Below are 24538 nucleotides of genomic sequence, written 5' to 3'. Positions count from 1 at the left end.
AACGAGGAGGCAACACCATGACCACCACAGCCAATCCACGGGTACCTGCTGCCGAGCGCATCGCCGTCCGGTGCGTCGATTCCGACGTCCATCCGGCGCCCCGCAGCGGCGATCTTGGTCAGTACATTCCCGAACCCTGGCGCAGCAAGTACTTCGGCACGCACAAGGTCGGCGACCAGATCTACTACGACGCACCCGACTACGCGCACTCCTATGCGATGCGCCTCGACACCTTCCCCCCGGACGGCGAGTTCGCCTGCAGTGACCCTGATCTGGCCTTCAAGCAGCTGATAATGGAGGCCGGCTCTGACATCGCGATTCTGGAACCCGCGGCCTACCCGGCGCGGATTCCCGAAGCCAACCACGCGATGAACTGCGCGCTCAACGATTGGCAGGCCAACCACTGGCTCGACAGCCACAACAACTGGCACGAGCGGTGGCGCGGGTCAATCTGCCTGGCCATCGAGGAGCCTGAAAAGAGTGTGGCCGAGATCGAACGCTGGGCCGGGCATCCGTACATGGCGCAGATCCTGATCAAGGCCGAACCCCGTCCCTCTTGGGGCGACCCCAAGTACGACCCCATCTGGGCCGCCGCCACCAAGCACGACATCACCGTGAGTTGTCACCTGTCACGCAGCCACTACGACGAACTGCCGATGCCGCCGGTCGGACTGCCCAGCTACAACCACGACTTCATGGTCACGTACTCGCTGCTGGCGGCGAACCAGGTGATGAGCCTGATCTTCGACGGCACGTTCGACCGCCACCCCAACCTGAAGATCGTGTTCGTCGAGCACGCGTTCACCTGGATCCTGCCGCTGATGTGGCGCATGGACGCGATCTACGAGGCCCGCAGGTCGTGGATGGACATCAAGCGCAAGCCCAGCGAGTACATCAAGGACCACATCAAGTTCACCACCCAACCGCTGGACTACCCCGAGGACAAGACCGAGTTGACCCGGGCCTTCGAGTGGATGGAGTGCGAGAAGATCCTGCTGTTCAGCAGCGACTACCCGCACTGGACGTTCGACGACCCGCGCTGGCTGGTCAAGCATCTGCCGGAGCACGCCCGCGAGGCCATCATGTTCCGCAACGGCATCGAGACCTACAAGCTGCCGGACACCGTGCCGGCGCTCGAGGGTCAGGTCCGGGTCTTCTAACCGATGACTGAACCGAAGCCGCCCCGCCTGGCGCAGGGGCGTGAACACGTCGTGGCCACTGTCGACGAGATTCCCCCCGGCACACACAAATTGGTGCCCATCGGGCGCCACGGTGTCGGCGTGTACAACGTCAACGGCACGTTCTACGCCATCGCGAACTACTGCCCGCACGAGGGCGGCCCGCTGTGTTCGGGCCGGGCACGTGGCCTCAACATCGTCGACGACAGCGTGCCCGGTGACGCGGTGATGGTCCGCGACCTGGAGTACATCTTCTGCCCCTGGCACCAGTGGGGTTTCGAGCTCGCCACCGGGACCACCGCGGTCAAGCCGGAATGGAGCATCCGCACCTACCCCGTCCGGGTCGTCGGCAACGACGTCCTCGTACAGGCCTAGACCGCACTTCGAGCACAGAGAAAATCGGAGAGAAGTTGCCCGACAAGAAGATCGAGATCAACGGCGGCAACGTCGTCTACGAAATATTGGGCAAAGAGGGTGAATTCATCGTCCTCACCCCGGGTGGCCGGTTCAGCAAGGACATCCCGGGCCTGAAGCCGCTGGCGCGCAAACTCGTCGATGGTGGCTACCGGGTCCTGTTGTGGGACAGGCCCAACTGTGGCAAGTCCGATGTCCAGTTCTACGGCCAGAGCGAATCGCACATGCGTGCCGAGACCCTGCAGCAGCTGATCACCAAGCTCGACATCGGACCGTGCATCATCGCCGGAGGGTCAGGGGGCGCACGGGATTCGATGCTCACCACCATGCTCTACCCCGAGCTGGTGAAGAAGCTGGTGGTATGGAACATCGTCGGCGGCGTGTACGGCTCGTTCGTGCTCGGGTCCTACTACATCGTCCCGAGCATCCTCGCGGTGCGTGGGGCGGGGATGAAGGCCGTCGCCAATGTGGCCGAATGGCAGGAACGCATCGCCGAGATCCCGGACAACGAGGCCCGTTTCGCGGCCCAGGATCCCGACCAGTTCCTCAAGTTGATGCTGCGCTGGCTCAATGCCTTCGTGCCGAAGCCGGGCCAGACCATCCCGGGCGTCGAGGACGAGATGTTCGACAACATCACCGTGCCCACACTCATCATCCGGGGTGGGGAGAACGACCTCGATCACCCCAAGCGCACCTCGCTGGAGGTGAGCTGCCTGATCAAGGGCTCGAAGGTCATCGACCCGCCATGGCCCGAAGACGCCTGGGAACGCGCCGGTGAGGCGCGCGCTTCAGGAAAGGTCAAGCGCTTCAACATGTTCGACACCTGGGTGCAGGCCGCGCCAGCGATCCTCGACTTCCTGAAAAAATCGAAATGACGGACGCGGCGATCGAGGACATGGCGTGACGACGCAGCGCTCAGACGGTGACGATGTGGACCTCGCAATTCAGGGAGGCCTCCAGCGCGGTGTGCACCCGGCTCTCGGGGACCCGCCGCAGGTCGGATTTGAGCAGCGTCACCCTGACGATGTCCCAGCCGTTCTCGGTGGCGGTGCGCTCGATCTCACCGCGCAGGCCGAGGCCCGCCAACACCCCCTGCGCATCGTCGTCGGTGCCCCTGCTGACGTAGGTCAGAACACCCGCCGACGGCCGGGTGCCGAAGCCGCCGAACGCGGTGACACACCAATCCACCGCGGTGCGCTTGAGTTCGTCGGGGTCATCACCGGCGATGAGCACTTCGACCTGCCTGCGGTTCGTCGGCATCACCGCGAGGTCGGCGTCGACGACTTCCGCGCCGTGCTCCGCAGCCAACCCGCCGAGCGTTGCCATGCCCTCGCGTAGTTGGTCCGGCGCCAGCAGCGCCAACGGGTCGACGTCGACTCGCACCACCGCAGTTCTCATGCCCGCCAGCCTATCCGCGGGCAGGAAGGCCCGATCATGACCACCACAGACAATGGGTTGGCCACCCGGCTGACCGTCACCGTTTGGCCCGGCCTGACCCCGCGCCTGCTGCGGGTCTCCGACGGCGCCGAGATCGAGGATCACGTCGCGTACGTGCAGTCGGGTGGCTATCAAGCGCTCGATGATCCGGACGCGCTGCTCGAGGAGGTCGATCGCAGTGGGCTACTCGGCCGCGGCGGCGCCGCGTTTCCGCTTGCGGTGAAGCTGCGCACGGTGCGCGACGCGGGCCGTGCCGGCATTCCGACGGTGGTGCTCGCCAACGGCGAGGAGGGCGAACCCGCCTCCGTCAAGGACAAGTGGTTGCTGCGCAACCGGCCGCACCTCGTTCTCGACGGTGTCCGGTTGGCCGCGCGAATCGTCGGCGCGGACCAGGCCTACGTCTACGTCTCCGACACACACGCGGTCCACGCACTCACCACCGCGCTGGACAGCGCACCCTCGGATGACCTCGCGGTGAGGGTGGTTGCAGTCGAGCCCGGTTACGTCGCCGGCGAGGAGACCGCCGCGGTACGCGCAGTCAACGGCGGTCCCGCCAAGCCCACCGACAAACCTCCGCGCCCGTTCGAGGAGGGCATCGGCAAACGGCCCACTCTGGTCGGCAACGTGGAGACGCTGGCGAACCTGCCATTCATCCTGCGCCACGGGAGCGACGCCTTCCGGGCGCGCGGCACCTCGGCCTCCCCCGGCACGTTCCTGGCCACCGTGACCGGCGGCGGCAAGCCCCCGGCTCTGTACGAGCTCCCGCACGGCACGCCGGTCACCGAGTTGCTCGAGCAGCATCAGGTTCCCGCTGACGGCCTCAAGGGCGTGTTGATGGGCGGCTATTTCGCGGGCCTGCTGAACCGTGAGGTGCTGGACGCGACGCTCGACCACGAGTCCATGCGCCGGCTCAACAGCGGACTCGGTTGCGGCGCCGTCTCGCTCATCACCGACGACTGCCCGGTCGCGATCGCCGCGTCGGTGATGGCGTACTTCGACCGCGAGAACGCCGACCAGTGCGGCTCGTGCTTCAACGGCACCGCGGCGATGTCCGCGGTGACCTCCGCGCTGCGCGATGGCGCAGCCGCCCAGGACGACCTGACCCGTCTGGAACGGTGGTCGGTGGTGCTCCGGGGCCGCGGTGCGTGCGCGACGCTGGACGCGGCCACGAACGTCGCGGCCAGCCTGCTGAGGGCCTTCCCGACCGATGTCGCCCGGCATCTGGCCGGGGACTGCGATGCGTGCCGCGCCGACGCGTACAAGGCTCTGCGACCCTACGAGGTGGAGGCGGTTTCGTGAGCGAGCCGATGAAGATCAAACTGGACCGCACGATGTGCGACGGGTTCGGCATCTGTGCCAGACATGCTCCGGAGTACTTCTCACTCGACGACTGGGGCTACGCGTCGCTCATCGGCGACGGCAGCGTCCGCGAGGCCGATCGTGACGCGGTGATGCGGGCGCTGATGGACTGTCCGGTGCACGCCATAATCGAACTGGGTGAGCACGGACCGCTCGGCCAGCCGGCGCCGGGCGCCGCTTCCGAGGAAGCCATCGAGCCCCACTTGAACAGCGAACACAGCGAAGCGATCTCGGAGTTCGTTCGGTGACCAGACCACTACCCCAGCTCACCGCGCAGAACGAGTTCTTCTGGACCTCGGGGGCCGATGGCCGGCTGCGCATCCAGGAGTGTCTGAGCTGCCAGTCGCTGATCCATCCACCCGTGCCGGTGTGCCGTTACTGCCGCGACACCAAGATGGGCGTGCGTGTCGTCTCGGGCAGGGCGACGCTCGCCGGACTGACCGTCAACCACCGCTTCGGCTTCCCCGACATGCCACCGCCCTATGTCGTGGCCGAGGTCGCACTCGCCGAGGACCCCCGAGTTCGGTTGACCACCAACATCATCGACGCCGACCCCGATGACCTCGCCCTCGGGCAACCCGTCGAGGTGACGTTCCAGCAGGCCGAGGACGTGTGGCTGCCGCTGTTCAAGCCGGCCGCCGACCAGTCCACGCCCGCCGCGATGCCCACCGACGAGATTCCGCCGGAGCAGTTCGCCAAGTACGTCCGACCGATGCTCACCAAGAAGAAGTTCGAGGAGCACTCGGCGATCACGGGCATCGGCATGTCGACGATCGGTCGCAGGCAGATGGTTCCACCCCTGTCTCTGACGATCGCGGCCTGCGAACAAGCGGTGGCGGACGCGGGGCTCACCTACGACGACATCGACGGGTTGTCCACCTATCCCGGCCTCGACATGGCCGGCATGGGCGAAGGCGGGGTGAGCGCACTCGAGGGCGCCCTGGGGCTGCGGCCCACCTGGATCAACGGCGGCATGGACACCTTCGGCCCCGGCGGCTCGGTGATCGCCGCGATGATGGCGGTCGCCACCGGTATGGCCCGCCACGTGTTGTGCTTCCGCACCCTGTGGGAGGCGACGTTCGGCCAGCTGGTGAAGGAGGGCAAGATGTCCCCTCCGATGGGGGCGCGCACCTCCAGCTGGCAGCACCCGTTCGGGGCGGTCTCGGCAGCACACGTGTTGGCGCAGAACGCAAGTCGGCACTTCGACCGCTACGGCACCACCCGCGAGACGCTGGGCTGGATCGCGCTGAACCAGCGTGCCAACGCCGCGCTCAACCCGACCGCCATCTATCGCGATCCCATGACGATGGACGACTACCTGTCCGCGCGGATGATCACCACCCCGTTCGGACTGTACGACTGCGACGTGCCCTGTGACGGCGCGGTCGCGGTCATCGTCTCGGCGGTGGACGTGGCCAAGGATCTGGCCAAGCCGCCGGTGCGGTTCGAGGCGGTCGGAACCCAGATCATCGAGCGGCTCGACTGGGACCAGACCACACTCACCCACGAACCGCAGGTGCTGGGCCAGTCCGCCCACCTGTGGTCGCGAACATCGTTGCGGCCCAAGGATGTCGATGTCGCAGAACTCTACGACGGGTTCACGTTCAATTGCCTGTCCTGGCTCGAGGGGCTGGGTTTCTGCGGGATCGGCGAGGCGAAGGACTTCCTCGACGGCGGCAAGGCCATCGCCCGCGACGGGATCATCCCGCTGAACACGCACGGCGGCCAGCTGTCGCACGGCCGCACCCACGGCATGGGGCTGATCCACGAGGCGGTCACGCAGTTGCGCGGCGAAGCCGGTGACAGGCAGGTTCCCGGTGCCCGCGTCGCGGTGGCCAGCAGCGGTGGGCTGACCCCCAGCGGCGTGATGCTTCTGCGAGCCGACGGGTGACGGTCCCCGAGGAGGTCCCGGCGACCGTCCCCCGTCCGCGAGTTGTGCTCGTCGACGGTGTGCCGATGTCGGGACTGGTCTCGCAGGTGCAGGATGCACGTGCGGTCATCGTCGCGGTGCACGGTGGCGCCACGTCGTCGGCGTACTTCGACTGCCCCGGCCATCCGCGCCTGTCGCTGCTGCGGTCCGCTGCGGCACGGGGTTTCACCGCGATCGCCCTGGACCGCCCGGGGTACGGCGCGTCGGCGGTGTACGCGGGCGAGTTCGCCGACCCCGCCCGCCGCGTCGCCGCCGCGTTCGCGGCGGTGGACAGGATTCTCGCCGACGGTGACCGCGGCGCCGGCCTTTTCCTCGTCGGCCACTCCGCGGGCTGCGAGCTCGCGCTGCGGATGGCGACATCCCGGCCCGACGTCGTCGGGATCGAGCTGGCGGGCACCGGGCTGCGGTACAGCGATACCGCCAAGAGCATCATCAGCGAGGCCACTGTCACGTCACGGCCGGCGGGGTTGCGAGATCTGTTGTGGCAACCCACCGAGCTGTATCCGGCCGAAGTGCTGACCGGGGCGCTCTCGGCACCTGGGGTGGCCTACGAGGCGGCGGTCACGGCGAACTGGGCACGGCGCGATTTTCCCGAGATCGCCGCGCGCGTGGAGGTGCCCGTGCAGTTCAGCGTCGCCGACCACGAGAGCGTCTGGGAGTCCACGCCCGAGGCGCTCGGCGCCGTGACGGCGCTCTTCACCGACGCACCCCGCGTGCTCCTCAACGAAATGGCGGACAGCGGACACAATCTCAGCGTCGGTCTGAGCGCCGACACGTACCACCGGAACGTCATGTCGTTCATCGAGGAATGCATCGCAGGCGCTCGTGGCCGCGATCAAGAGCAAGCGGAGGCGGGTTGATGAGGGTCGGATTCATCGGGCTGGGCAGTCAGGGCGGGCCGATGGCACGCCGGATCGTCGAGGGTGGTTTCGAGCTGACGCTGTGGGCGCGCAGACCCGCCTCGGTCGAGCCCTACGCCGACACCGCGGCCAAGGTGGCGTCCACACCTGCAGAGCTCGCGGCGGCCAGCGACCTGGTGTGCCTGTGCGTCGTCGGCGACGACGACGTGCACGAGGTGTTGACGGGAGAGTCCGGTGTGCTGGCGGGGCTCGAGCCCGGCGGGATCGTCGCGATCCACAGCACCGTCCATCCCGACACCTGCCGCGAGTTGGCCGATCTCGCTGCCGCACAGGGCGTCACCGTGATCGACGCCCCGGTCAGCGGCGGCGCGCCCGCGGTCGAGCAGGGCACGTTGATGGTCATGGTCGGTGGCGAGGACGACGTGGTCGACAAGGTTCGCCCGGTGTTCGCGACCTACTCCGATGCGATCGTCCACCTCGGTGCGCTGGGTAGCGGTCAGGTCGCGAAGATCCTCAACAACCTGTTGTTCAGCGCGAATCTCGGTGCGGCGATGAGCACTCTGGAGCTGGGTGACGCACTCGGCATCCCCCGCGACCGACTCTGCGAGGTCCTTCACCGCGGCTCTGCCACCAGCAAGGCGGTCGGCAGCATCACGATGTTCGGCGGCAGCCTCGAAGCGCTCGCACCCATCGCGGGCGCGCTGCTGCAGAAGGACGTGCGCCACGCCGCGAGCCTGGCCAAGCACGTCTCGGCGCCCGAGGGCACGGTGTTCACGGTGGCGGACACGGCGCTGACGTTGATGGACCACAGCCGCTCGTGAGGGCCTCATGAGAATCGGGTTCGTCGGCGCAGGCCGGATGGGCGCGCCGATGGTGCGTCGCCTCGCGGATGCCGGCCACGAGGTACGGGTGCTCGGGCGCACCGACGAAAAGCGCGCGGCCGTCACAGACCTCGGTGCACAGCCGGTCGCGACGACCGACGAAGTCTGCGTCGATGCCGACGCTGTGGTGATCTGCGTGTTCACCGACGATCAGGTCAAACAAGTGTGCCTCGACGGCGATCTGGTGGGACGGATGCGGCCGGGGGCCGTCCTTGTCCTACACACCACCGGAAGCCCCAGGACCGCTCAGTCGATCGCCGCACGGTTCGACCACGTCGACGTCGTCGATGCGCCGGTCAGCGGGGGCCCCCACGACATCGCCGCGGGTTCGGTGACGCTGTTCGTCGGGGGTTCCGATGACGCGGTCGAGCGAGTTCGGCCACTGCTCGCCGCCTACGGCGACCCGATCCTGCATGCCGGACGCACGGGATCCGGACAACTGGTCAAGCTCGTCAACAACACGATGTTCGCCGCGCAGATCGGGTTGGTCGCCGAAGGTGTTCAGCTGGGCTCGCGGCTCGGAATCGACGAGGGCCCGCTGCTCAACGCGCTTACGCACGGAAGCGCGCAGAGCCGAGTCCTGTCCATGATCGCCTCGGCGGGGTCGGTCGACGCGTTCATCTCCGCCGTCGGCGAGTTCATCGGCAAGGACGTGGCGGTCGTGCGCAACACCGTCGCCGAACTCGGCGGCGACCTCGGCCGGCTCGAGGCACTGGTGAACGGCGCGGTGTCGGCATGACGCGCCGATGCCCGCTCTGCGATTCGGCTGACTTTCGAGACGATCTGCCGCATACTATAGGCGTTACAATTTCCCAGGTTTCCGTAATGTATCCGGCCCTGTGTGCAGCGCCGAGGAGGACGCAGTGACCAAGCCCAAACTCGTGTTCAGCCCGGTTGCCCAAGAGTACTTCGACAATCCGTACGAGATCTATCAGCGGATGCGGGATGAAGCCCCGATCTACTACGACGAGGAACAGGACTTCTACGCGCTGACCCGGCACGCCGACGTGGCGGCGGCGTTCAAGGACCATGAGTCGTTCTCGTCCGCCTATGGGTGCAATCTGGCTCAGATCCGCGCCGGTGAGCCGCCCCAGAAATCGATCATCTTCATGGACCCGCCGGACCATCGCCACATGCGCAGCCTGCTCAACAAGGCGTTCACCCCCCGCGCCATCCAGTCGCAGCGGGACACCGTGGTCGAGCTCGTCGAGCACTATCTCAGCAAGGTCGATCCCGACAACTTCGACGTCGTGCAGGACTTCTCCGGCCCCTTCCCCGTCGAGGTGATCACCCGGATGGCCGGGGTACCCGAGGAGTTCCGCCAGCAGGTCCGGCACTGGATCGACAAGGGCCTGGAGTGCGAGCCGGGACAGAACGAGCTCAGCGAGACGGCGATGGAGGCCAACGTCGCGTCGGGCATCTACTACTACGGTCTGGTCCAGGAGCGCCGCAGGAACCCCCAGGACGACATGATCAGCCGGCTCATCGCAGCGGAGATCCCCGGTCCCGACGGCACCAATCGCATGCTCGACGACATCGAGATCACCGGTTTCGCCGCACTACTGGGCGGCGCGGGGGCAGAAACCGTGACCAAGCTGATGGGCAGCGCCGTCGTGGAGTTCGCGCGGCATCCCGACGAGTGGCAGAAGCTGCTCGACGACCGCAGCAGGATCCCTGCCGCGGTCGAGGAGCTGCTGCGTTACGTCGGTCCCGTGCAATACAACGTCCGCTACAGCCTCAAAGAAGTCGAAGTGCCCAGCGGCACGATTCCGGCACACAAGCCGGTCTTCCTGATGGGCGCTTCCGCCAACCGGGATCCGCGGGCGTTCGACGACGCCGAGACGTTCGACATCGACCGCGACCGCAGCCAGGCGCAGAACCTCGGCCTCGGCTATGGCATTCACAGCTGCCTCGGCGCAGCGCTGGCCCGCATGGAAAGCGCGATCGCCCTCGAGTACCTGCTCGACTTCATGCCGCGCTTCGAGGTCGACTTCGACGGACTGGAGCGGACCAATATGCAGAACGTGGCCGGCTATCACCACGTCCCTGTGAAGGTGCTGAAGTGACACCAGCGAGAAGCGAAGCGGGATCGCGCATGACCCAGCGAGAAGCGAAGCGGGATCGCGCATGACCCAGCGAGAAGCGAAGCGGGATCGCGCATGACCAAGCGAGAAGCGAAGCGGGATCGCGCATGACCAAGCGAGAAGCGAAGCGGGATCGCGCATGACCAAGCGAGAAGCGAAAGGGGATCGCGCATGACCCAGAAGATCGAGGTCGACTTCGGGCTCTGCGAAAGCAATGGGGTCTGCATGGGGATCATCCCTGAGGTCTTCGATCTCGACGACGACGACTACCTGCACGTACTGCAGGACGAGGTGACCCCGGAGAACGAACAGCAGGTCAAGGAGGCCGTCCGTCAGTGCCCGCGCCAAGCGATATTCCTCAGAGACGAATGACGGCAACCGAGCTGGTCTTCGATCCGTTCTCCGAGGAGTTCTTCAACGGGCCCTGGGAAATCTACCGGCGCATGCGTGAGGAGGCGCCGGTGTACTACAACGCCGAGCAGGACTTCTACGCGCTGTCGCGGCATGAGGACGTCGCCGCCGCCTACAAGGACTTCGCGACCTACTCGTCGGCCTACGGCCTGGACCTCGCGACGATACGGTCAGAAGAGCCGATGGCCGCAAAGATGATCATCCTGATGGACCCGCCCGAGCACCGGCAGATGCGCAGCCTGGTCAACAAGGTGTTCACTCCGCGGGCCATCGAGGCGATGCGGTCGATGGTCACCGAAACCATCGACCGCTACCTCGCGCAGGTCGACTCGGGTCGATTCGATGTCGTGCAAGACTTCTCGGCGTTCTTCCCGGTCGAGGTCATCACCCAGATGCTCGGGGTGCCAGAGGAATACCGGCAAAAGGTGCGCGAATGGGTGGACACCTCCCTGCACCGCGAACCCGGCCAGATCGACATGTCCGAGGAAGGCATGCAGGCGATCGCGGAATCCATGGGGCTCTATTACAGCCTTATTCAGGAGCGGCGGGCCGAGCCCCGCGACGACATGTTCAGTCGTCTCGTCGCCGCCGAGATCGAGCGCGAGGACGGTGAGATGGAGTCGCTCGACGACTTCGAGATCGCCGGTTTCGCAACGCTTCTGGGTGGGGCGGGTGCCGAAACGGTCACCAAGCTGGTTGGCAATGCGGCGGTGACGTTCGCGCGCTTCCCGGACCAGTGGCAGAAGCTGCTCGAGGACCGGAGCAAGATTCCGGCTGCGGTCGAGGAGCTGCTTCGGTACGAGCCGCCCGTGCATTACAACGTCCGACGATCCATGCGCGAGGTGCAACTGCACGGCGTCACCATCCCCGAGGGCAAGCCCGTGTTCCTGCTGGGCGGCTCGGCGCATCGAGATCCTGAGGCGTTCACCGACCCCGACGCGTTCGACATCGACCGAGACCGCACCGAGGCGCAGAACCTTGGATTCGGCTACGGCGTGCACAGTTGCCTCGGGGCGGCGCTGGCCCGGATGGAGACCGCGATCGCGCTGGACAGACTGCTCGACACCATGCCGCGCTACGAGGTGCTCTGGGACGAATGCCAGCGGGTGGCGATGCAGAACGTCGCGGGCTGGTCCCACGTCCCGGTGCGGGTGATGGGCTAACCCGTGCGATTCGTGTTCGTGCACGGCGGATTTCATGCCGCCTGGTGCTGGGAACGCACGATCGCCGAGATCGAATCACTGGGGCATGACGGCGTCGCCGTCGACCTCCCCGGGCACGGCGCGCTGGTCGATCAGGAGTCGACGCTGGCCAATCGGCGCGACGCCATCGTCGCGGCGATGCAGGATGCGGGCGACACCAGGAGCGTGCTGGTCGGGCACTCGGGCGGGGGCTTCGACGCGACCCTGGCCGCCGATGCGCGGCCGGACCTGGTGACACACATCGTCTACCTCGCCGCGGCGCTACCCCGCGAGGGCCGCACGTATCCCGAGGCGATGGCGATGCGCGACCCGGACGACGAGCTCGGCGAGGAATTCGACGGTGACGTCGGAGAGATGTTGAGCCACTTGCACTTCGACGCCGACGGCGCCATGACCTTCGCGGATTTCGACGGCGCCTGGAAGTACTTCTACCACGACTGTGACGAAGCGACCGCACGCTGGGCGTTCGAACGGCTGGGACCCGAGCGGTTCGGCGAGACCACGGTGACCCCGGTGTCGGTGCCACGCTTCTGGGACGCCGACCTGCCCCGCAGCTTCATCGTGTGCGAGCAGGACCGGTCGATGCCCCGCTGGCTCGCCGATACCGTCGCCCGCAGGCTCGGTGTTGAGCAGCTGTCGATCGACGCCTCACACTCGCCGTTTCTGTCGCGGCCACGCGAACTCGCCGAGCTGCTGGTGCACGCGACCACGACGACGCCCGTTGCCCCGCTCACCCCTCACTGAATTCCCTGCGCGGAACCCAAGGGGATGCCCGTCAGAAGCCGGAGACGATGACCCCATTGCAGTCCGCCGCTGCCTGGCGCAGCTTCGCGGCCGCCTGGTACTCGTCGGAGTAGTACCACTCCTTCGCCGCCTCGACCGATTCGAACTCCAGGAGCACGGTCTGGGTGCCGTGCCACTCCCCCTCGAGCGTGTCGGCCGCCGGGCCGAACGCCAGTACCTTCGCGTTGCCCATCGTCTGGCTGGCCAGCTTGCCGTACTCGGCCATGCCTGCCGCGTCCTTGACGTCCTCGGTGATGATCACATAGCCCTTGGGCACTCGAATCTCCTTCTTCTCAGTCGATCTCGGCGATCGCATGTTCGGGGCAGTTGTCGATGGCCTCGCGGGCGGCAGTCTCCAGACCGGCGGGGACCTCCGCAGGGTCGGCGACGGCCCATCCGTCGTCGGTCAGCTCGAAGACCTCGGGGCACAGCGTCAGGCACATTCCGTGGCCGGCGCAACGGTTTTCGTCTACCGCGACCTTCATTTGACGTCGAACTCCAGATGCAGTTCGGTGAGCCCGCGCAGGATATAGGTCGGGATGTACTGATAGCGGCGGTCGCCGGCCGGGCCGTGCTTGCTCTCCGAAATCCGGATGTCGGTCGTGCGGTCGAGGAGTCGCTCCAGCCCGACCCGAGTTTCCGCGCGCGCCAGCGGTGCGCCGGGGCAGCTGTGGATCCCACGGCCGAATGCCAGGTGTTGGCGCGCGTTCTTGCGCTCGGGATCGAACGTGTCGGGATTCTCGAAGCGGCGCGGGTCGCGGTTGGCAGCGCCGTTGATCACCATCACGGTGCAGCCGGCGGCCAGCGCCTCATCGCCGACGGTCGTCGGGACCCGCGACAGCCGGAAGTCGCCCTTCACCGGGCTCTCGATGCGCAGGCACTCCTCGATGAAGTTCGGCATCAAGCTGCGATCCTCCCGCAGCCTGGCCTGGACGTCGGGGCGCTCCCCCAGCACCTTCAGCGCCGTGCTGAGCAGTCGAACCGTCGTCTCCTGGCCTGCGGAGAAGACATTGGTGGCCACGCGCACCACGTCACCGACCTCAGGCATGGTTCCGTCCGGGAACGTCGCTGTCGCCAGTCCGGTCAGCACGTCGGCGCGAGGCTCGGCGCGACGCTCCTCGACATAGGTCGCGAAGACGTCGTACAGGTACTCCAGCGGCGTCTTGGTGAGCTCCTTGTCCGCGTTGCCCAGGCCGCTGCCATGAGTTCCCCGCGCGAGGCGTTCGAGCAACTCGGGCCGATCCTCTTCGGGCACGCCGAGGAGGTCGGCGATGATGCGCAGCGTGAACGGACCGGCGAAGCCCTTGATGAACTCGCCCTCACCCGGGGCGAGGAAGTCGTCGAGGATGTCGTCGGCCAGCTGCCACATCGCGTCCTCGTTCTCCTTGAGGCGCTTGGGCGTGATCAGCCGCATCAGCAAGGCGCGGTGATTGGTGTGCGTCGGCGGGTCCAGCGTGGGCAGCTGGTCGCTGAACGGGATCTCGTCGCGGTGCTCGATGATCAGGTCGGTGATGTCCCCGTCTTCCATACCCTCCAGGGACACGGGAAAGCCAGGGAACGGCCCGGTGACCGAGATGCACGACGAGAACGTGTCCGCGTCGTTGTAGACGTCCACGGCCTCCTGCCAGCCGGTGACCATCGTGACACCGTAGTGGTCCTCGCGGCTGACGGGACACTTGTTGCGGAGCGCCTCGTAGAACGTATAGGGGTCGTCCGTCAGCCGACTGTCCCTGAAGAAGTCGACCGTTGTGAGGTCTTCCGACATGCTTGCTCCGTTCCGACGATCTCTCGATACGAGAACGCGATTCTCATTCCTGGGTATCAGGTTTTCACACCGGCTGCGCGCCGTCAACGAAGACCGGTCTCAATGCTCCTCGGGCTGGATGCCGAAGACACGCACCGCGACGGCCAGCAGTTGGTAACAGCCGACGGTGAAAACGAGATCCAGGACCTGCTGTTCGTCGAACTGCTCGCGCAGGTGCGACCAGGTGGCATCGGTCAGTGTGCTCGAGCCCTCCAGTTCGTCGACGGCGCGCACGACGACTGCGTCGACCTGGTCGATCACCTCACCGGTGCGGACGGCCTGGATCTCGGCGACCGTCAGGCCGGCGCGCTGCGCGATGGGCACGTGGTGATCCCAGAGGTACTCGGACCCACGCAGATGCACCGCGCGCAGCAGCGCCACCTCGCGCACCCGGGCGGACACTGTCGAGTGCAGCAGAAGGTGCGCGTTGAACTCGAGGTACGCGCGCGTGAGTCCCTTGTTACGAACGAGCGTGCTTACGATGTTGCCGGCGTCGCGGGGGTTGGCCCGCTCGGTCGGCAACAGCGGGCTCAACGCGCTGCGGACGTCGTCGTCCCACTCCTCGGCGGGCAGCGGCTCCAGACGCGGGATGGATGCCATCCCTACTGGATCGGCTCGTCGCCGAGCACTGTGGTGCGCACCATCTCTCGCGGCGAATCGGGGTCGTACGGCGCCGCGCGGTGAAGGACGCCGTTGTTATCCCAGATCACCGTGTCGCCGACCGACCACCGATGGCTGTACACCAGGTGCGGCTGGGTGGCACGTTCGAGCAATTCGGCCAGGAGCGCCCGTCCCTCGTCGCGATCCATGCCGACGACGTAGTGCGCCGAAGCCCCCAGCACGAGGGACCTGCGGCCGCTGCGGTGTGTCCAGACCAACGGATGTTCATGCGTGGGGCGGGACCGCCACCGCGCCAGCTCCTCCGGCGAGGGGTCCGGGTTGACCCGGCTCTGCGATGCCTCCAGCGAATGCACCACACGAAGCGCACCGAACCGCTCCTTCTCCTCGTCGCTGAACGCGTCGTAAGCGGCGTAGGAATTGGCGAACTCCGTCTCCCCGCCCCGCTCGGCCACCTGGACCGCGGACAGCACGGTGGCCTTCTGCGGGCACTCGTCACCGGTCGGGGTGCACCCGTCGATATGCCAGTCGAACGTCGCTCGCAGGTAGGCGGCGGACGCGTTCTTCGACTTGTCCAGCGTGATCGGGTAGATGCCGGCGACCGGGTGGTGCCCGTCTGAGGAGTGGTCGACATCGCCGAGTCGCCGGCAGAACGCGACCTGGGCCTCAGGATCCAGGTGCAGGTTCGGAAAGACCAGCACCCCGTTGCGCTCGAGCGCATCGAGCACCGCCTCCGCGAGCGAGTCGTCACTCACGAGGCGGTCGGGGTCGACCCCGACCACTTCGGCACCGACTGACTCCGTCAATTTGTTGATCGTCAGCAGGCTCATCGCCCGTCCTTTCCCGATGGAGCGTATGAAGGTGGGATCACGGCACCGGTGCGCCGACGCGGTCGATCACGGCGTCGGCGGAGTCGGCGGGCTTCTGCGTGCCGAAGACCTCGACGGCCATCGACACCATGATCATCGAGTAGATCAGGTGCAGCAGGTTCAGCACATCCTCGGGCAGATCGTCGAGCGGGAACTTGTCGCAGAAGTCGATCGCCTCCTCGAAACGAGGCGAGAACGTGTCGTAGAACTGGTGGATCTCCGGCATCGGCGTGGTCAGTCGGGTCTCCCACCGTTCCGGTTCGGTTGGCAGGCACCATTTCTCGGCGAACGGTTCGAGTTCGGCGAATGCGCTGGGCAGTCGTTGTCCTGACACGCTCATACTCCCACCGGACGGCGCTCGTTCTTGTACTGCTCGACCCAGTCGACGGCCACCTTGTGCAGGTGGCGGACAAGGATTTCCTGGTCGTTGAGCGGATAGTCGTCGACTATCGGCTCGTCCAGGCCGTACTCCAGCGCGGCCTGGGTACCGCCCAGCATGCCGGCGTCCTGGAGCGCGAACTCCTTCAGAACCACCGAAGCCACTTCGTGTTCGACGCGCTCCCGCACCGTCTTCGCCGGGTGAAATGCGTTGTAGGCCTCGAACTTGTGGGTGTTGTGCGACGTAGGCCAGTACCGGTACAGCAGGTACCACCCGTGGTAGATCAGGATCTCGAGGTTCGGGAAGATCTGGAAGTTGGTGATACCCCATGGCTCGATACCGCCCGGATTCAACCCGGCCGACTGATGAGTCTCCGGAGTCCGCCACGGCCCGACCAGACCGCTGCGCGTGGCGCGCTCGACCGGGTACATGTACTCGGGCGCGAGTAACCAGCGCCGGGTCCCCGCGGTCGACACCAGCCGGTGTGGCCCGTCGATCTGAAAGTGCCCGCACTCGAACGATGCGTTGGGTTGGCGCACCTCTGCGGGCACCTGCTGGGAATGCAGCGACGGCACGTGGTAGTACTCCTGGAACGCGTCGGCGAAGATCTTCCAGTTGCTGTTGTTGTGCGCGACGAAATCGTAACGCTCCGTCATCATCTCGAACGGGTAGTCGTCGAGGGCGGTCACCATCGGTCCGAGGAACTCGCGCAGGCTCTGACGCGGTTCCTTGTCGAGGTTGATGAAGATGAACCCGTTCCAGACGTCACAGTGCACCGAGCTCAACCCGTACTGCTGCTGGTCGAGATCGAAGAACTCGCCCGCCTGCTGCACGAACTTCAACTCGCCGTCGAGCGCGTAACGCCAGCCGTGGTACTTGCAGGTGAACTGACGACAGGTGCCTTTGACCTCCTCGTTCGGGTAGTCGTTCCACACCAGCTTGTTCCCGCGGTGGCGGCAGACGTTGTAGAAGGCTCGGATCTGCTCGTCACGGCCTTTGACGACGATGACCGACGTCTTGGCCACCTCGATCTCTTTGGTGAAGTAGTTTCCGACTCGGGGAACCTCCTCGACGCGACCCACATTGAGCCACGCCCGCTTGAAGATCGCCTCCCGCTCGAGCTCGTAGAACTCCGGGGACGTCGAGTCACGGAAAGACACCGGCCCCGTGCCGAGTTCGGGATAGTGTTCCGTCCAGCTGCCCTCTGCCGGCTTAGGCCACCGAGCCATGTGAACCTCCCTGTTGTGGTGCGCTTCTCGATTTACCCGTTCCCATCACATCACCGATCCACCGTTGACACCGAGCGTCTGACCGGTGATGAAACCCGCCTCTTCCGAACACAGGAACCCGACGGCCGCGGCGATGTCGTCTCCGGTGCCGAGGTGGCCGACCGGGATGCTGGCGGCCATCTGCTCGTTGGGCGGCAGGTGGCCCGCGGCCTGGGATTGATGCTGCATCGGCGTCTCGATCCCCGACGGTGGGATGTTGTTGACCGTGATGCCCACTGGGCCGTATTCCCGGGCAAGGGATTTGGTCAACGACAGCAGCGCACCCTTCGATGCGGCGTAGTGGGCCATCCCGGGCGAGCCGCGCTGTGCGCTCGACGACGAGATCATCACGATGCGGCCCCACCCGGCTTCGAGCATGTCGGGTACCGCCACCTGGGCGCAGTGGAAGGTTCCGTTGAGGTTCACGTCGATGAGACGCTGCCAGGTCTGCGGCGAGATCTCGACGAAGGGTGCGAAGTCCACCAGCCCGGCGCTGGTCACCAGGATGTGTACGGGGCCGAGTTCGGTCCGTACTTTGGCGAAGGCCTCCTCGACCGCGGCGCGGTCGGTGACGTCGACTGCGACGCCGAGCGCGACCCCACCGTCGGCACGCAGTTCCTCGGCGACCCGTTGTGCCGCTGCGCCGTTCAGGTCGAGCACCGCGACCTTGTGCCCTCGCCGGGCGAGCTCCCGACAGGTCGATTCGCCCATGCCGGAGGCGCCCCCGGTCACCACCGCCACACGGGTCATCGGCTCATCCCCTTCACACGCATACGCTCCAACACTCCTACTCGTAGACCACACGGACACTGCGGCTGGTGGGCAGCGTCTGACAGGTCAGCACCCAGCCCTCCTCCACCTCGTCGTCATCCAACGCGTCGTTGTTCAGCATGCGCGCGGTACCGTCGACGACTCGCGCCATACACGTTCCACACGAACCCGTTTCGCACGACGACGGAGCCCGCAGCCCGGACATACGGGCGGTCTGCAGCAGGGTGTCACCCTTCCGGTAGGCGGCCGTCGTCACGCGACGGTCGAGCTCGATGACGACCTCTTCGGTGACTTGCGCGTCATCGGCGGTGAGGTCCGGTACGACCTCGGCCACCGTGAAGCGCTCGAGGTGCAGTCGCGCCCTGGGCACGCCGGCCGCCTGCAATGCGTTCTCGACCGTCGCCATGAAGGGCGCGGGCCCACAGATGTAGTACTCGGCGTCGCCCACACCCGCGGTGAAGGAGTCGACGGCGGCCGGCGTGACCACGCCGCCGTCCTCGTCATAGTGGTACTCGACGACCAACCGATCGCCGTTGGCCTCCGCGAGACGGGCCAGCCGGTCGGAGAAGATGACCGAATCGCGAGCGCGGTTCGCGTAGAACAGTTTGATGCGCCGCGACGAATCGGCCAGCGCCGTGCGGACGAGCGACATGATCGGCGTTATCCCGCTGCCACCCGCGAATGCGACCAGGTCGGCCGAGTCCGAATCAACCTCGCGCAGAACGAATCTGCCGTCTGGCGGGGCGGCATGCAGCTCGGTCCCCGCGACGACGGTGTCGTTGATCCAATTCGACACCACGCCACCGGGGTCGCGTTTGACGGTGATCTGCAGTTCGTCCTCGAGCGGCGCCGAGGACATCGAGTAGCAGCGGCGGAGGTCCCTGCCGTCGACGGTGACCCGCACGGTCAGAAACTGACCGGCCTCATACCGGAAGCGGTGCGAGCAGTGTTCCGGTACGTCGAGTACCAGCGACACCGCATCGGCGGTCTCCCGCACCACCCGCTTGATACGCAGCGGTGCGAATCCGTCGGTGGTGCTCTCCTCAGCCATCACCGTCTATGTTATCAAGTACTTGTCATTATCATCAAGTACTTGTTATCTGGCGGGTTCCACGGTGTCGCGGTCAGTTGTCAACGTGGTCGGCGTACAGCTCGTGCCCGGTGCCCTGCTCGACCACCCGGCCCAGCAGCTCCCGCAACGTCTTCTGCTCGGCTTTGCTCAACACACCGAAGACCTTGTCGTGGGCGGCGATCGCGTCGTTCACCACTGCTCCGGCGACCTTTCGACCCTGGTCGGTCAGAAACGCCTGCAGGATTCTGCCGTGCTGCGGGTCCTGCTTGCGCTGAACCAGGTTCCGCCGCTCGAGCGCCGTCAGGGCCAGCTGCACACCCTGAGGGCTGATCAGCAGCCGCCTTGCCAGCTCCGCACCGGACAGCCCGGGCTCGTTGGAGAGCTGCCGCAACACACCGATCTGGGCCGTGCTCACGCCGTGCTCGCTGACGGCCTCGTTCACCGTCGTCAGCGTGAAATAGAACGCCTGTTTGAGCAGCCACAAGATGTTGTCGGTCAGTTCGATGCCCGACTCCGCGTCGCCGTCCATGTGCGCCTCCACTCCTTGACGTTAGCGCTTGTACACCACGCCGTCCTTCATCACGAACCGCACATCGAGGGTGGTCTCGATGTCGTGTGACGGATCGCCCGGTACCGCGATGATGTCGGCGAGGTAGCCGGGCGCGAGCCGGCCAAGCTCGTCATCGGCTTCGATGAGCTCAGCGCTGGTGATCGTCGCTGCCCGCAACGCCTGCATCGGCGTCATCCCCCGCGCCACCAGAGCACGCAGTTCCTTGGCGTTCTGCCCGTGGGGTACGGCGGGCGCGTCGGTGCCGCAGGCGATCCGCACACCCGCCGCGATCGCCTTCGGCAGCATCGCCTGTGCCCGCGGGAAGACCTCCTCGGCCTTCTTCCGCAGTTCGGGCGCGATGCGGTCGACGGCCATCGCCTCGGTGAGGTAGGTGGTCGACACCAGGAACGTGCCGTGGTCGACCATCATCTGGATCGTGTCGTCGGTCGCCAGGAAGCCGTGTTCGATACAGTCGATCCCGGCCCGGATGCACGCGCGAATCGCCCTGTCCCCCACGGCATGCGCGGCCACCCGCACACCCGCCCGGTGCGCCTCGTCGGCGATGGCGGCGAACTCGTCGTCGGAGTACTGCTGAGCGCCGGGCGCGGTGCTGTGTGACATCACTCCGCCCGACGCCGACACCTTGATGAGCTTGGCTCCGTGCCGGATCTGATAGCGCACGCATGCGCGCACATCGTCGACGCCGTTGGCGATGCCCTCCGCGACCGACAGCGGCATGATTCCCGGGGCGAGCCGCTGGAACACCGTGGGGTCGAGGTGCCCGCCGTAGGGCGTCACCGCGTGCCCGGCCGGGAAGATCCGCGGCCCCACGTGCCAACCCTGCTCGATCGCGCGCTGCAGCGCCACGTCGAGCAGGTAGCCGCCGGTCTTGACCATCAGACCCAGGTTGCGCACCGTCGTGAAGCCGGCCTCGAGCGTCGTTCGTGCGTTGACCGCGCCGCGCAGCGTGCGATACGCGGGATCGTCTTGCACGCCGTGCATGGGGCTGGGCAGTCCTTCCGGACCACCGGGGCCGCCGATGAGCAGGTTGAGCTCCATGTCCATCAGGCCCGGCAGCAGTGTGACGTCGCCGAGGTCGAGGTCGAGGGCTGGATCATCCGGCACGACAGCGGGATTCACCGCCGTGATCCGGTTACCCCCGATCACCACCACAGCGGGCGACCGCACCTCGCCGGCCTCGATGTCGGCCCACCGCGCTGCGCGAAGGATCGTCACGTCCCCCGTCGGGCCTGCTGTCATGGAACGGGCTCGACGTCGCAGTCCAGCGTCGTCGCCCCCGTGTCGGGCACTTTCGGTTGCTTCCAGCACTCCACCGGAAACGACACCTGGATCATCGAGTAGAGCAGATGCATCAAGTTCAGGACGTCCTCGGGCAGGTCATCGAGGCTGAACTTGTCGCAGTAGGCGATGGCCTCCTCGGCGCGCGCGGTGATGGCGTCGTAGAAGGCCTGCATCTCCCGCATCGACGTGCCGAGGCGCTTGGCGTACCGTTCCTGCTCGGTGCCGAGACACCAATCGGAATATGGCTCCAGGTCGGCGAATTCGGGCGGTAATTTGGCGGTCGCGGTATCGGCCACGGTCACACCCCCTGCCCGACGTGCTGGGTCTTGCGCTGGTAGTCCTCCACCCAGGCGGCGGTCTCCTTGTGCAGGTGGCGGATCAGCACCTCCTGGTCGCACAGCACGAACTCGTCGAGCACGCGCGACTCGACCATCGACTGGGTGGCCTCCAGGGTGTTGGCGTCCTGTAAGCCGTACTCCTTGAAGGACACCGCGGCGAGTTCTTGAGCGATGCGCTCACGGGGCGTGCGTGGCTGCGGGAAGTACACGGTGCCCTCGAAGATGTGAGTGTTGTGGGATGTGGGCCAGTAGTGGTAGGTCAGGTACCAGCCCTGGCCCCAGAACAGGATGACGAAGTTGGGGAACAGCTGGAACGAATCCAGGCCCCACGGGTCACACTTCGCCGGGTTGAGGCCGACCGGCATCTCCCCCAGATCCGGCTTGTCCCAGGGTCCGAACAGCCCACTCTGACAGATGTCCTCAATCGGCTTGCGCATCTCGGCGGCCATCTCCCAGGCCCGCACACCCGACGTGCTGACCAGGCGGTGCGGCCCTTCGATGCGGTAGTGCGGCGCCTCGAAGCCGGCTTCCGCGGCGGCCTTCGAGTAGGCGGTGGGCGACTGGTTCGCGTGCAGGACCGGTGCGTGGTAGAACTCCTGGAACGCGTCCATGTACAGCTTCCAGTTGGCCTTCACCTCCGAGCGGTAGTGGAACCGCGAGGTCATCTTGTCGAACGGATAGCCCTCGAGATCGGTGATCATCGGACCGAGGAAGTCCCGCAGCGTCTGCTCCGGTTCGGGCGCGAAGTTGACGAAGATGAAGCCTTCCCAGACGTCGCAGTGCACCGGAACCAGTCCGTAGCGGCTCTTGTCGAGATCGAAGAACTCGCCCTCCTGCTGCACGAAGGTCAGGTTGCCGTCGAGGTCGTAGCGCCATGCGTGGTACTTGCAGGTGAACTGGCGGCAGACGCCGCTGGTCTCCTCGAGCGGCATGTCGTTCCACACCAGCTTGTTGCCCCGGTGCCGGCAGATGTTGTGGTAGGCCTTCACCTCACCGGACCCGATTCCCCCGTCGCTTCGCTCCTGCCCGCCGGAGGTGGTCCGCACCACGATGATCGAGGTGTTGGCGACCTTGAGTTCCTTGGTGAAGTAGCTGCCCTTGCGTGGAACCTGTTCCACGCGGCCCACGTTCAGCCACGCGCGTTTGAACACCGCCTTGCGCTCGACTTCGTAGAACTCGGGGTCGATCGAGTCCTCGTAGGACACCGGCCCCGTCCCCAGCTGCGGGTAGTGCTGAGTCCAGCTGCCTTCTGGCGGTTTGGGAAATCGGGCCATCATCGTCTCCTGTTGACTGCATTCACTGCCGGGGCCGCCCGCTCGCGTAGCGCCGGGACAAGTCCCTCAGGCAAACAATTAGGCGCAGATGCCTTTTCGCCATTTCGGAGGAGACGGCAATGCCGACGGTATATGCTTCCAGAAGCAATCGCAAGTAGTTGATATTCGGGTGTCGACGTCAGAACGGAGGCAGGCGGCGTGCGTTACGACGAGCTGTTCATCGGTGGGGCATGGCAAAGACCCAGCGCCGACAGGCGCATCGAGGTCGTCTCGCCGCACACTGAGACGACCATCGCGCACGTTGCTGCCGCCGCGCCCGCCGATGTGGACCTGGCGGTCGAAGCCGCGCGGACCGCGTTCGACAGTGGACCATGGTCGCGGACCTCCCCCGCCGAGCGCATCGACGTCGTGCGTGGGCTCGCCGATATCTACGGAGCACGGCGTGCCGACATGGCGGAGCTGATCACGTCCGAGATCGGCGCGCCGATCAGCTTCGCGCAACGGGCTCAAGTGGCGTTGCCGTGGACCATGATGAAGGCATTCTGCGATCTGGCCCAGACCTATCCGTGGCAGGAGACCCGCCCCGGCCTGTACGGCTCCGGCATCACGATCCTGCGTGAGCCGGTCGGCGTCGTCGCCGCAGTCGTTCCGTGGAACATGCCGCAGTTTCTGATCGCCACCAAGCTCATTCCGGCGCTGCTCGCCGGGTGCACCGTCGTGCTGAAACCCGCACCCGAGTCCCCGCTGAACGCGTTGCTGCTCGCGGAGCTCATCGCCCACTCCGAGCTGCCGCCCGGTGTCGTCAGTGTGCTGCCAGGCGACGGTGCCGTGGGCGAACATCTGGTAAGACACCCGGGCGTGGACAAGGTGTCATTCACCGGTTCGACGGCCGCGGGCAAGGCTGTCGCCGCGGCCTGCGCCGAAAACCTGCGCCGGGTCAGCCTCGAACTCGGCGGCAAGTCGGCCGCGATCGTGCTCGACGACGCCGATCCCGCTACCGTCGCGACCGGCGTGCGGTCGGCCAGCCTGAGCAACAGCGGGCAGATCTGCAACGCGCTGACACGGATCCTCGTCCCACGCGAACGCGCAGCGGAATTCACCGACGCGCTGGCGGCCGAGGTGAGCGCCCTCGTCGTCGGGGACCCCACCGACAGCGGGACGCAGGTCGGCCCCCTTGTGGCCCAGCGGCAACAGCAGCGCGTGGCCGGATACCTCGAGCGGGGCGTCCGCGAGGGTGCCCGCGTCGTCACCGGCGGCAGTGGCATGCCCGACGGCTGCGATCGGGGTTGGTACGTCAAACCGACGCTGTTCGACCAGGCGGACAACTCGATGGTCATCGCGCGCGAGGAGATCTTCGGACCGGTGCTGACTGTCATCGCCTACGACAATGTGGGCGAGGCGGTGGCCATCGCCAACGACTCGGACTACGGCCTGGCCGGATCAGTGTTCACCGCAGACACCGACCGCGGACTGGCGATCGCCGCCAAGATCCGCACCGGCACGTTCGGCGTCAACCAGGGCTACACGATGGATCCGTTCGCCCCGTTCGGCGGGGTGAAGGCCAGCGGCTACGGGCGTGAACTCGGCCGGGAGGGTATCGACGGCTACACCGACACCAAATCGATTTCCGTGGCCGTAGGCCACAATCCAACTTCGGTTGCGGCGAAACAGGATCCGGCCACCGCGGCCGCGGGCAAGGGAGCGTGACGACGCTGGAGCCGCCGCCGGTCCGCTACGCGATTCATCTGCAGACA

General features: G+C 66.4%; 28 protein-coding genes. 14 read left to right on the top strand and 14 right to left on the bottom strand.

The features are described 5' to 3' along the window. The first annotated feature begins 17 nt into the window (after positions 1 to 17). The 3 genes from H7I57_RS21300 to H7I57_RS21290 are packed head-to-tail and all read left to right on the top strand — an operon-like array spanning position 18 to position 2467. On the top strand, positions 18 to 1160 hold the full coding sequence (locus H7I57_RS21300; RefSeq protein WP_264025858.1) for an amidohydrolase family protein: 1143 nt from the start codon (positions 18 to 20) through the stop codon (positions 1158 to 1160). 3 nt (positions 1161 to 1163) lie between these two features. Then, on the top strand, positions 1164 to 1553 hold the full coding sequence (locus H7I57_RS21295; protein WP_264025857.1) for a Rieske (2Fe-2S) protein: 390 nt from the start codon (positions 1164 to 1166) through the stop codon (positions 1551 to 1553). Between the two features lie 35 nt (positions 1554 to 1588). Next, the gene (locus tag H7I57_RS21290; protein ID WP_264025856.1) at positions 1589 to 2467 is read left to right on the top strand and encodes an alpha/beta fold hydrolase; all 879 of its coding nucleotides are present in this window, start codon (positions 1589 to 1591) and stop codon (positions 2465 to 2467) included. Between the two features lie 40 nt (positions 2468 to 2507). On the opposite strand, the gene H7I57_RS21285 is transcribed toward H7I57_RS21290, so the two are convergent. Then, positions 2508 to 2990, bottom strand: a complete 483-nt coding sequence (locus H7I57_RS21285) for a hypothetical protein (RefSeq protein WP_264025854.1) — start codon at positions 2988 to 2990, stop codon at positions 2508 to 2510. Between the two features lie 36 nt (positions 2991 to 3026). Here H7I57_RS21285 and H7I57_RS21280 point away from each other — a divergent pair, with 36 nt between their 5' ends. From H7I57_RS21280 to H7I57_RS21235, 10 genes are all read left to right on the top strand, one after another. Continuing rightward, entirely contained in the window at positions 3027 to 4328 is a 1302-nt protein-coding gene (locus H7I57_RS21280) for an NADH-ubiquinone oxidoreductase-F iron-sulfur binding region domain-containing protein (protein WP_264025852.1), read from the top strand. 8 nt (positions 4329 to 4336) lie between these two features. Then, positions 4337 to 4636: a ferredoxin gene (locus H7I57_RS21275; protein WP_264025890.1), complete on the top strand. Its 300-nt coding sequence runs from the start codon at positions 4337 to 4339 to the stop codon at positions 4634 to 4636. Beyond that, a complete protein-coding gene (locus H7I57_RS21270) occupies positions 4633 to 6279 on the top strand; it encodes a thiolase C-terminal domain-containing protein (RefSeq protein WP_264025850.1) in 1647 nt (548 codons plus the stop codon). The genes H7I57_RS21275 and H7I57_RS21270 overlap by 4 nt, the downstream gene beginning before the upstream one ends. 65 nt (positions 6280 to 6344) lie before the next feature. Further along, positions 6345 to 7178, top strand: coding sequence for an alpha/beta hydrolase (locus tag H7I57_RS21265; RefSeq protein ID WP_264025889.1), 834 nt, complete (start codon positions 6345 to 6347; stop codon positions 7176 to 7178). Then, positions 7178 to 7999 (top strand): NAD(P)-dependent oxidoreductase, encoded by an 822-nt coding sequence (locus H7I57_RS21260; RefSeq protein WP_264025849.1) that lies wholly within the window; start codon positions 7178 to 7180, stop codon positions 7997 to 7999. The genes H7I57_RS21265 and H7I57_RS21260 overlap by 1 nt, the downstream gene beginning before the upstream one ends. Before the next feature lie 7 nt (positions 8000 to 8006). Next, on the top strand, positions 8007 to 8798 hold the full coding sequence (locus H7I57_RS21255) for an NAD(P)-dependent oxidoreductase (RefSeq protein WP_264025848.1): 792 nt from the start codon (positions 8007 to 8009) through the stop codon (positions 8796 to 8798). 124 nt (positions 8799 to 8922) lie between these two features. Continuing rightward, complete coding sequence (locus H7I57_RS21250; RefSeq protein ID WP_264025847.1) at positions 8923 to 10125, top strand: cytochrome P450; 1203 nt, start codon at positions 8923 to 8925, stop codon at positions 10123 to 10125. Between the two features lie 189 nt (positions 10126 to 10314). Next, positions 10315 to 10515, top strand: a complete 201-nt coding sequence (locus tag H7I57_RS21245) for a ferredoxin (protein WP_264025846.1) — start codon at positions 10315 to 10317, stop codon at positions 10513 to 10515. Then, on the top strand, positions 10512 to 11717 hold the full coding sequence (locus tag H7I57_RS21240; protein WP_264025845.1) for a cytochrome P450: 1206 nt from the start codon (positions 10512 to 10514) through the stop codon (positions 11715 to 11717). Before H7I57_RS21245 ends, H7I57_RS21240 begins: the two co-directional genes overlap by 4 nt. Before the next feature lie 3 nt (positions 11718 to 11720). Further along, positions 11721 to 12500, top strand: a complete 780-nt coding sequence (locus H7I57_RS21235) for an alpha/beta fold hydrolase (protein ID WP_264025844.1) — start codon at positions 11721 to 11723, stop codon at positions 12498 to 12500. Between the two features lie 31 nt (positions 12501 to 12531). On the opposite strand, the gene H7I57_RS21230 is transcribed toward H7I57_RS21235, so the two are convergent. The 13 genes from H7I57_RS21230 to H7I57_RS21170 form a co-directional block, all read right to left on the bottom strand. Continuing rightward, a complete protein-coding gene (locus H7I57_RS21230) occupies positions 12532 to 12816 on the bottom strand; it encodes a DUF1330 domain-containing protein (protein ID WP_264025843.1) in 285 nt (94 codons plus the stop codon). A 16-nt stretch (positions 12817 to 12832) separates the two neighbouring features. Further along, on the bottom strand, positions 12833 to 13024 hold the full coding sequence (locus H7I57_RS21225) for a ferredoxin (protein WP_264025842.1): 192 nt from the start codon (positions 13022 to 13024) through the stop codon (positions 12833 to 12835). Further along, entirely contained in the window at positions 13021 to 14304 is a 1284-nt protein-coding gene (locus tag H7I57_RS21220) for a cytochrome P450 (protein WP_264025841.1), read from the bottom strand. Before H7I57_RS21220 ends, H7I57_RS21225 begins: the two co-directional genes overlap by 4 nt. A 99-nt stretch (positions 14305 to 14403) precedes the next feature. Then, the gene (locus H7I57_RS21215) at positions 14404 to 14943 is read right to left on the bottom strand and encodes a carboxymuconolactone decarboxylase family protein (RefSeq protein ID WP_264025840.1); all 540 of its coding nucleotides are present in this window, start codon (positions 14941 to 14943) and stop codon (positions 14404 to 14406) included. Between the two features lie 2 nt (positions 14944 to 14945). Further along, on the bottom strand, positions 14946 to 15791 hold the full coding sequence (locus H7I57_RS21210) for a TauD/TfdA dioxygenase family protein (protein WP_264025838.1): 846 nt from the start codon (positions 15789 to 15791) through the stop codon (positions 14946 to 14948). 37 nt (positions 15792 to 15828) lie between these two features. Next, the gene (locus H7I57_RS21205) at positions 15829 to 16170 is read right to left on the bottom strand and encodes a hypothetical protein (RefSeq protein WP_264025837.1); all 342 of its coding nucleotides are present in this window, start codon (positions 16168 to 16170) and stop codon (positions 15829 to 15831) included. After that, the gene (locus tag H7I57_RS21200; RefSeq protein ID WP_264025836.1) at positions 16167 to 17438 is read right to left on the bottom strand and encodes an aromatic ring-hydroxylating oxygenase subunit alpha; all 1272 of its coding nucleotides are present in this window, start codon (positions 17436 to 17438) and stop codon (positions 16167 to 16169) included. The genes H7I57_RS21205 and H7I57_RS21200 overlap by 4 nt, the downstream gene beginning before the upstream one ends. A gap of 45 nt (positions 17439 to 17483) precedes the next feature. Then, on the bottom strand, positions 17484 to 18227 hold the full coding sequence (locus tag H7I57_RS21195) for an SDR family NAD(P)-dependent oxidoreductase (protein ID WP_264025835.1): 744 nt from the start codon (positions 18225 to 18227) through the stop codon (positions 17484 to 17486). A 37-nt stretch (positions 18228 to 18264) separates the two neighbouring features. Beyond that, positions 18265 to 19299: a ferredoxin--NADP reductase gene (locus H7I57_RS21190; protein ID WP_264025834.1), complete on the bottom strand. Its 1035-nt coding sequence runs from the start codon at positions 19297 to 19299 to the stop codon at positions 18265 to 18267. Between the two features lie 73 nt (positions 19300 to 19372). Beyond that, entirely contained in the window at positions 19373 to 19825 is a 453-nt protein-coding gene (locus tag H7I57_RS21185; protein ID WP_264025888.1) for a MarR family winged helix-turn-helix transcriptional regulator, read from the bottom strand. A gap of 45 nt (positions 19826 to 19870) precedes the next feature. After that, the gene (locus tag H7I57_RS21180) at positions 19871 to 21130 is read right to left on the bottom strand and encodes a metal-dependent hydrolase family protein (protein WP_264025832.1); all 1260 of its coding nucleotides are present in this window, start codon (positions 21128 to 21130) and stop codon (positions 19871 to 19873) included. Then, positions 21127 to 21474 carry a hypothetical protein gene (locus tag H7I57_RS21175; RefSeq protein WP_264025831.1) on the bottom strand — a complete coding sequence of 116 codons (348 nt, stop codon included), beginning with the start codon at positions 21472 to 21474 and terminating at the stop codon, positions 21127 to 21129. Before H7I57_RS21175 ends, H7I57_RS21180 begins: the two co-directional genes overlap by 4 nt. Beyond that, positions 21471 to 22784 (bottom strand): aromatic ring-hydroxylating oxygenase subunit alpha, encoded by a 1314-nt coding sequence (locus H7I57_RS21170; protein WP_264025829.1) that lies wholly within the window; start codon positions 22782 to 22784, stop codon positions 21471 to 21473. Before H7I57_RS21170 ends, H7I57_RS21175 begins: the two co-directional genes overlap by 4 nt. A 198-nt stretch (positions 22785 to 22982) precedes the next feature. Here H7I57_RS21170 and H7I57_RS21165 point away from each other — a divergent pair, with 198 nt between their 5' ends. Continuing rightward, on the top strand, positions 22983 to 24491 hold the full coding sequence (locus tag H7I57_RS21165; RefSeq protein WP_264025827.1) for an aldehyde dehydrogenase: 1509 nt from the start codon (positions 22983 to 22985) through the stop codon (positions 24489 to 24491). The last annotated feature ends 47 nt before the right edge of the window (positions 24492 to 24538 follow it).

The organism is Mycolicibacterium pyrenivorans (assembly GCF_025821625.1).
Lineage (GTDB): Bacteria > Actinomycetota > Actinomycetes > Mycobacteriales > Mycobacteriaceae > Mycobacterium > Mycobacterium pyrenivorans.
The sequence above is the reverse complement of the archived record's forward strand: the minus strand, read 5'-3'. Positions and strand labels throughout refer to the sequence as shown.

Bases quoted from the DNA above. Each gene is read 5' to 3' on its own strand.
- H7I57_RS21300 (WP_264025858.1), top strand. From the start codon at position 18: ATGACCACCACAGCCAATCCACGGGTACCTGCTGCCGAGCGCATCGCC.
- H7I57_RS21295 (WP_264025857.1), top strand. From the start codon at position 1,164: ATGACTGAACCGAAGCCGCCCCGCCTGGCGCAGGGGCGTGAACACGTC.
- H7I57_RS21285 (WP_264025854.1), bottom strand. From the start codon at position 2,990: ATGAGAACTGCGGTGGTGCGAGTCGACGTCGACCCGTTGGCGCTGCTG.
- H7I57_RS21280 (WP_264025852.1), top strand. From the start codon at position 3,027: ATGACCACCACAGACAATGGGTTGGCCACCCGGCTGACCGTCACCGTT.
- H7I57_RS21275 (WP_264025890.1), top strand. From the start codon at position 4,337: ATGAAGATCAAACTGGACCGCACGATGTGCGACGGGTTCGGCATCTGT.
- H7I57_RS21265 (WP_264025889.1), top strand. From the start codon at position 6,345: ATGTCGGGACTGGTCTCGCAGGTGCAGGATGCACGTGCGGTCATCGTC.
- H7I57_RS21260 (WP_264025849.1), top strand. From the start codon at position 7,178: ATGAGGGTCGGATTCATCGGGCTGGGCAGTCAGGGCGGGCCGATGGCA.
- H7I57_RS21255 (WP_264025848.1), top strand. From the start codon at position 8,007: ATGAGAATCGGGTTCGTCGGCGCAGGCCGGATGGGCGCGCCGATGGTG.
- H7I57_RS21245 (WP_264025846.1), top strand. From the start codon at position 10,315: ATGACCCAGAAGATCGAGGTCGACTTCGGGCTCTGCGAAAGCAATGGG.
- H7I57_RS21240 (WP_264025845.1), top strand. From the start codon at position 10,512: ATGACGGCAACCGAGCTGGTCTTCGATCCGTTCTCCGAGGAGTTCTTC.
- H7I57_RS21225 (WP_264025842.1), bottom strand. From the start codon at position 13,024: ATGAAGGTCGCGGTAGACGAAAACCGTTGCGCCGGCCACGGAATGTGC.
- H7I57_RS21220 (WP_264025841.1), bottom strand. From the start codon at position 14,304: ATGTCGGAAGACCTCACAACGGTCGACTTCTTCAGGGACAGTCGGCTG.
- H7I57_RS21215 (WP_264025840.1), bottom strand. From the start codon at position 14,943: ATGGCATCCATCCCGCGTCTGGAGCCGCTGCCCGCCGAGGAGTGGGAC.
- H7I57_RS21210 (WP_264025838.1), bottom strand. From the start codon at position 15,791: ATGAGCCTGCTGACGATCAACAAATTGACGGAGTCAGTCGGTGCCGAA.
- H7I57_RS21205 (WP_264025837.1), bottom strand. From the start codon at position 16,170: ATGAGCGTGTCAGGACAACGACTGCCCAGCGCATTCGCCGAACTCGAA.
- H7I57_RS21200 (WP_264025836.1), bottom strand. From the start codon at position 17,438: ATGGCTCGGTGGCCTAAGCCGGCAGAGGGCAGCTGGACGGAACACTAT.
- H7I57_RS21195 (WP_264025835.1), bottom strand. From the start codon at position 18,227: ATGACCCGTGTGGCGGTGGTGACCGGGGGCGCCTCCGGCATGGGCGAA.
- H7I57_RS21190 (WP_264025834.1), bottom strand. From the start codon at position 19,299: ATGGCTGAGGAGAGCACCACCGACGGATTCGCACCGCTGCGTATCAAG.
- H7I57_RS21180 (WP_264025832.1), bottom strand. From the start codon at position 21,130: ATGACAGCAGGCCCGACGGGGGACGTGACGATCCTTCGCGCAGCGCGG.
- H7I57_RS21170 (WP_264025829.1), bottom strand. From the start codon at position 22,784: ATGGCCCGATTTCCCAAACCGCCAGAAGGCAGCTGGACTCAGCACTAC.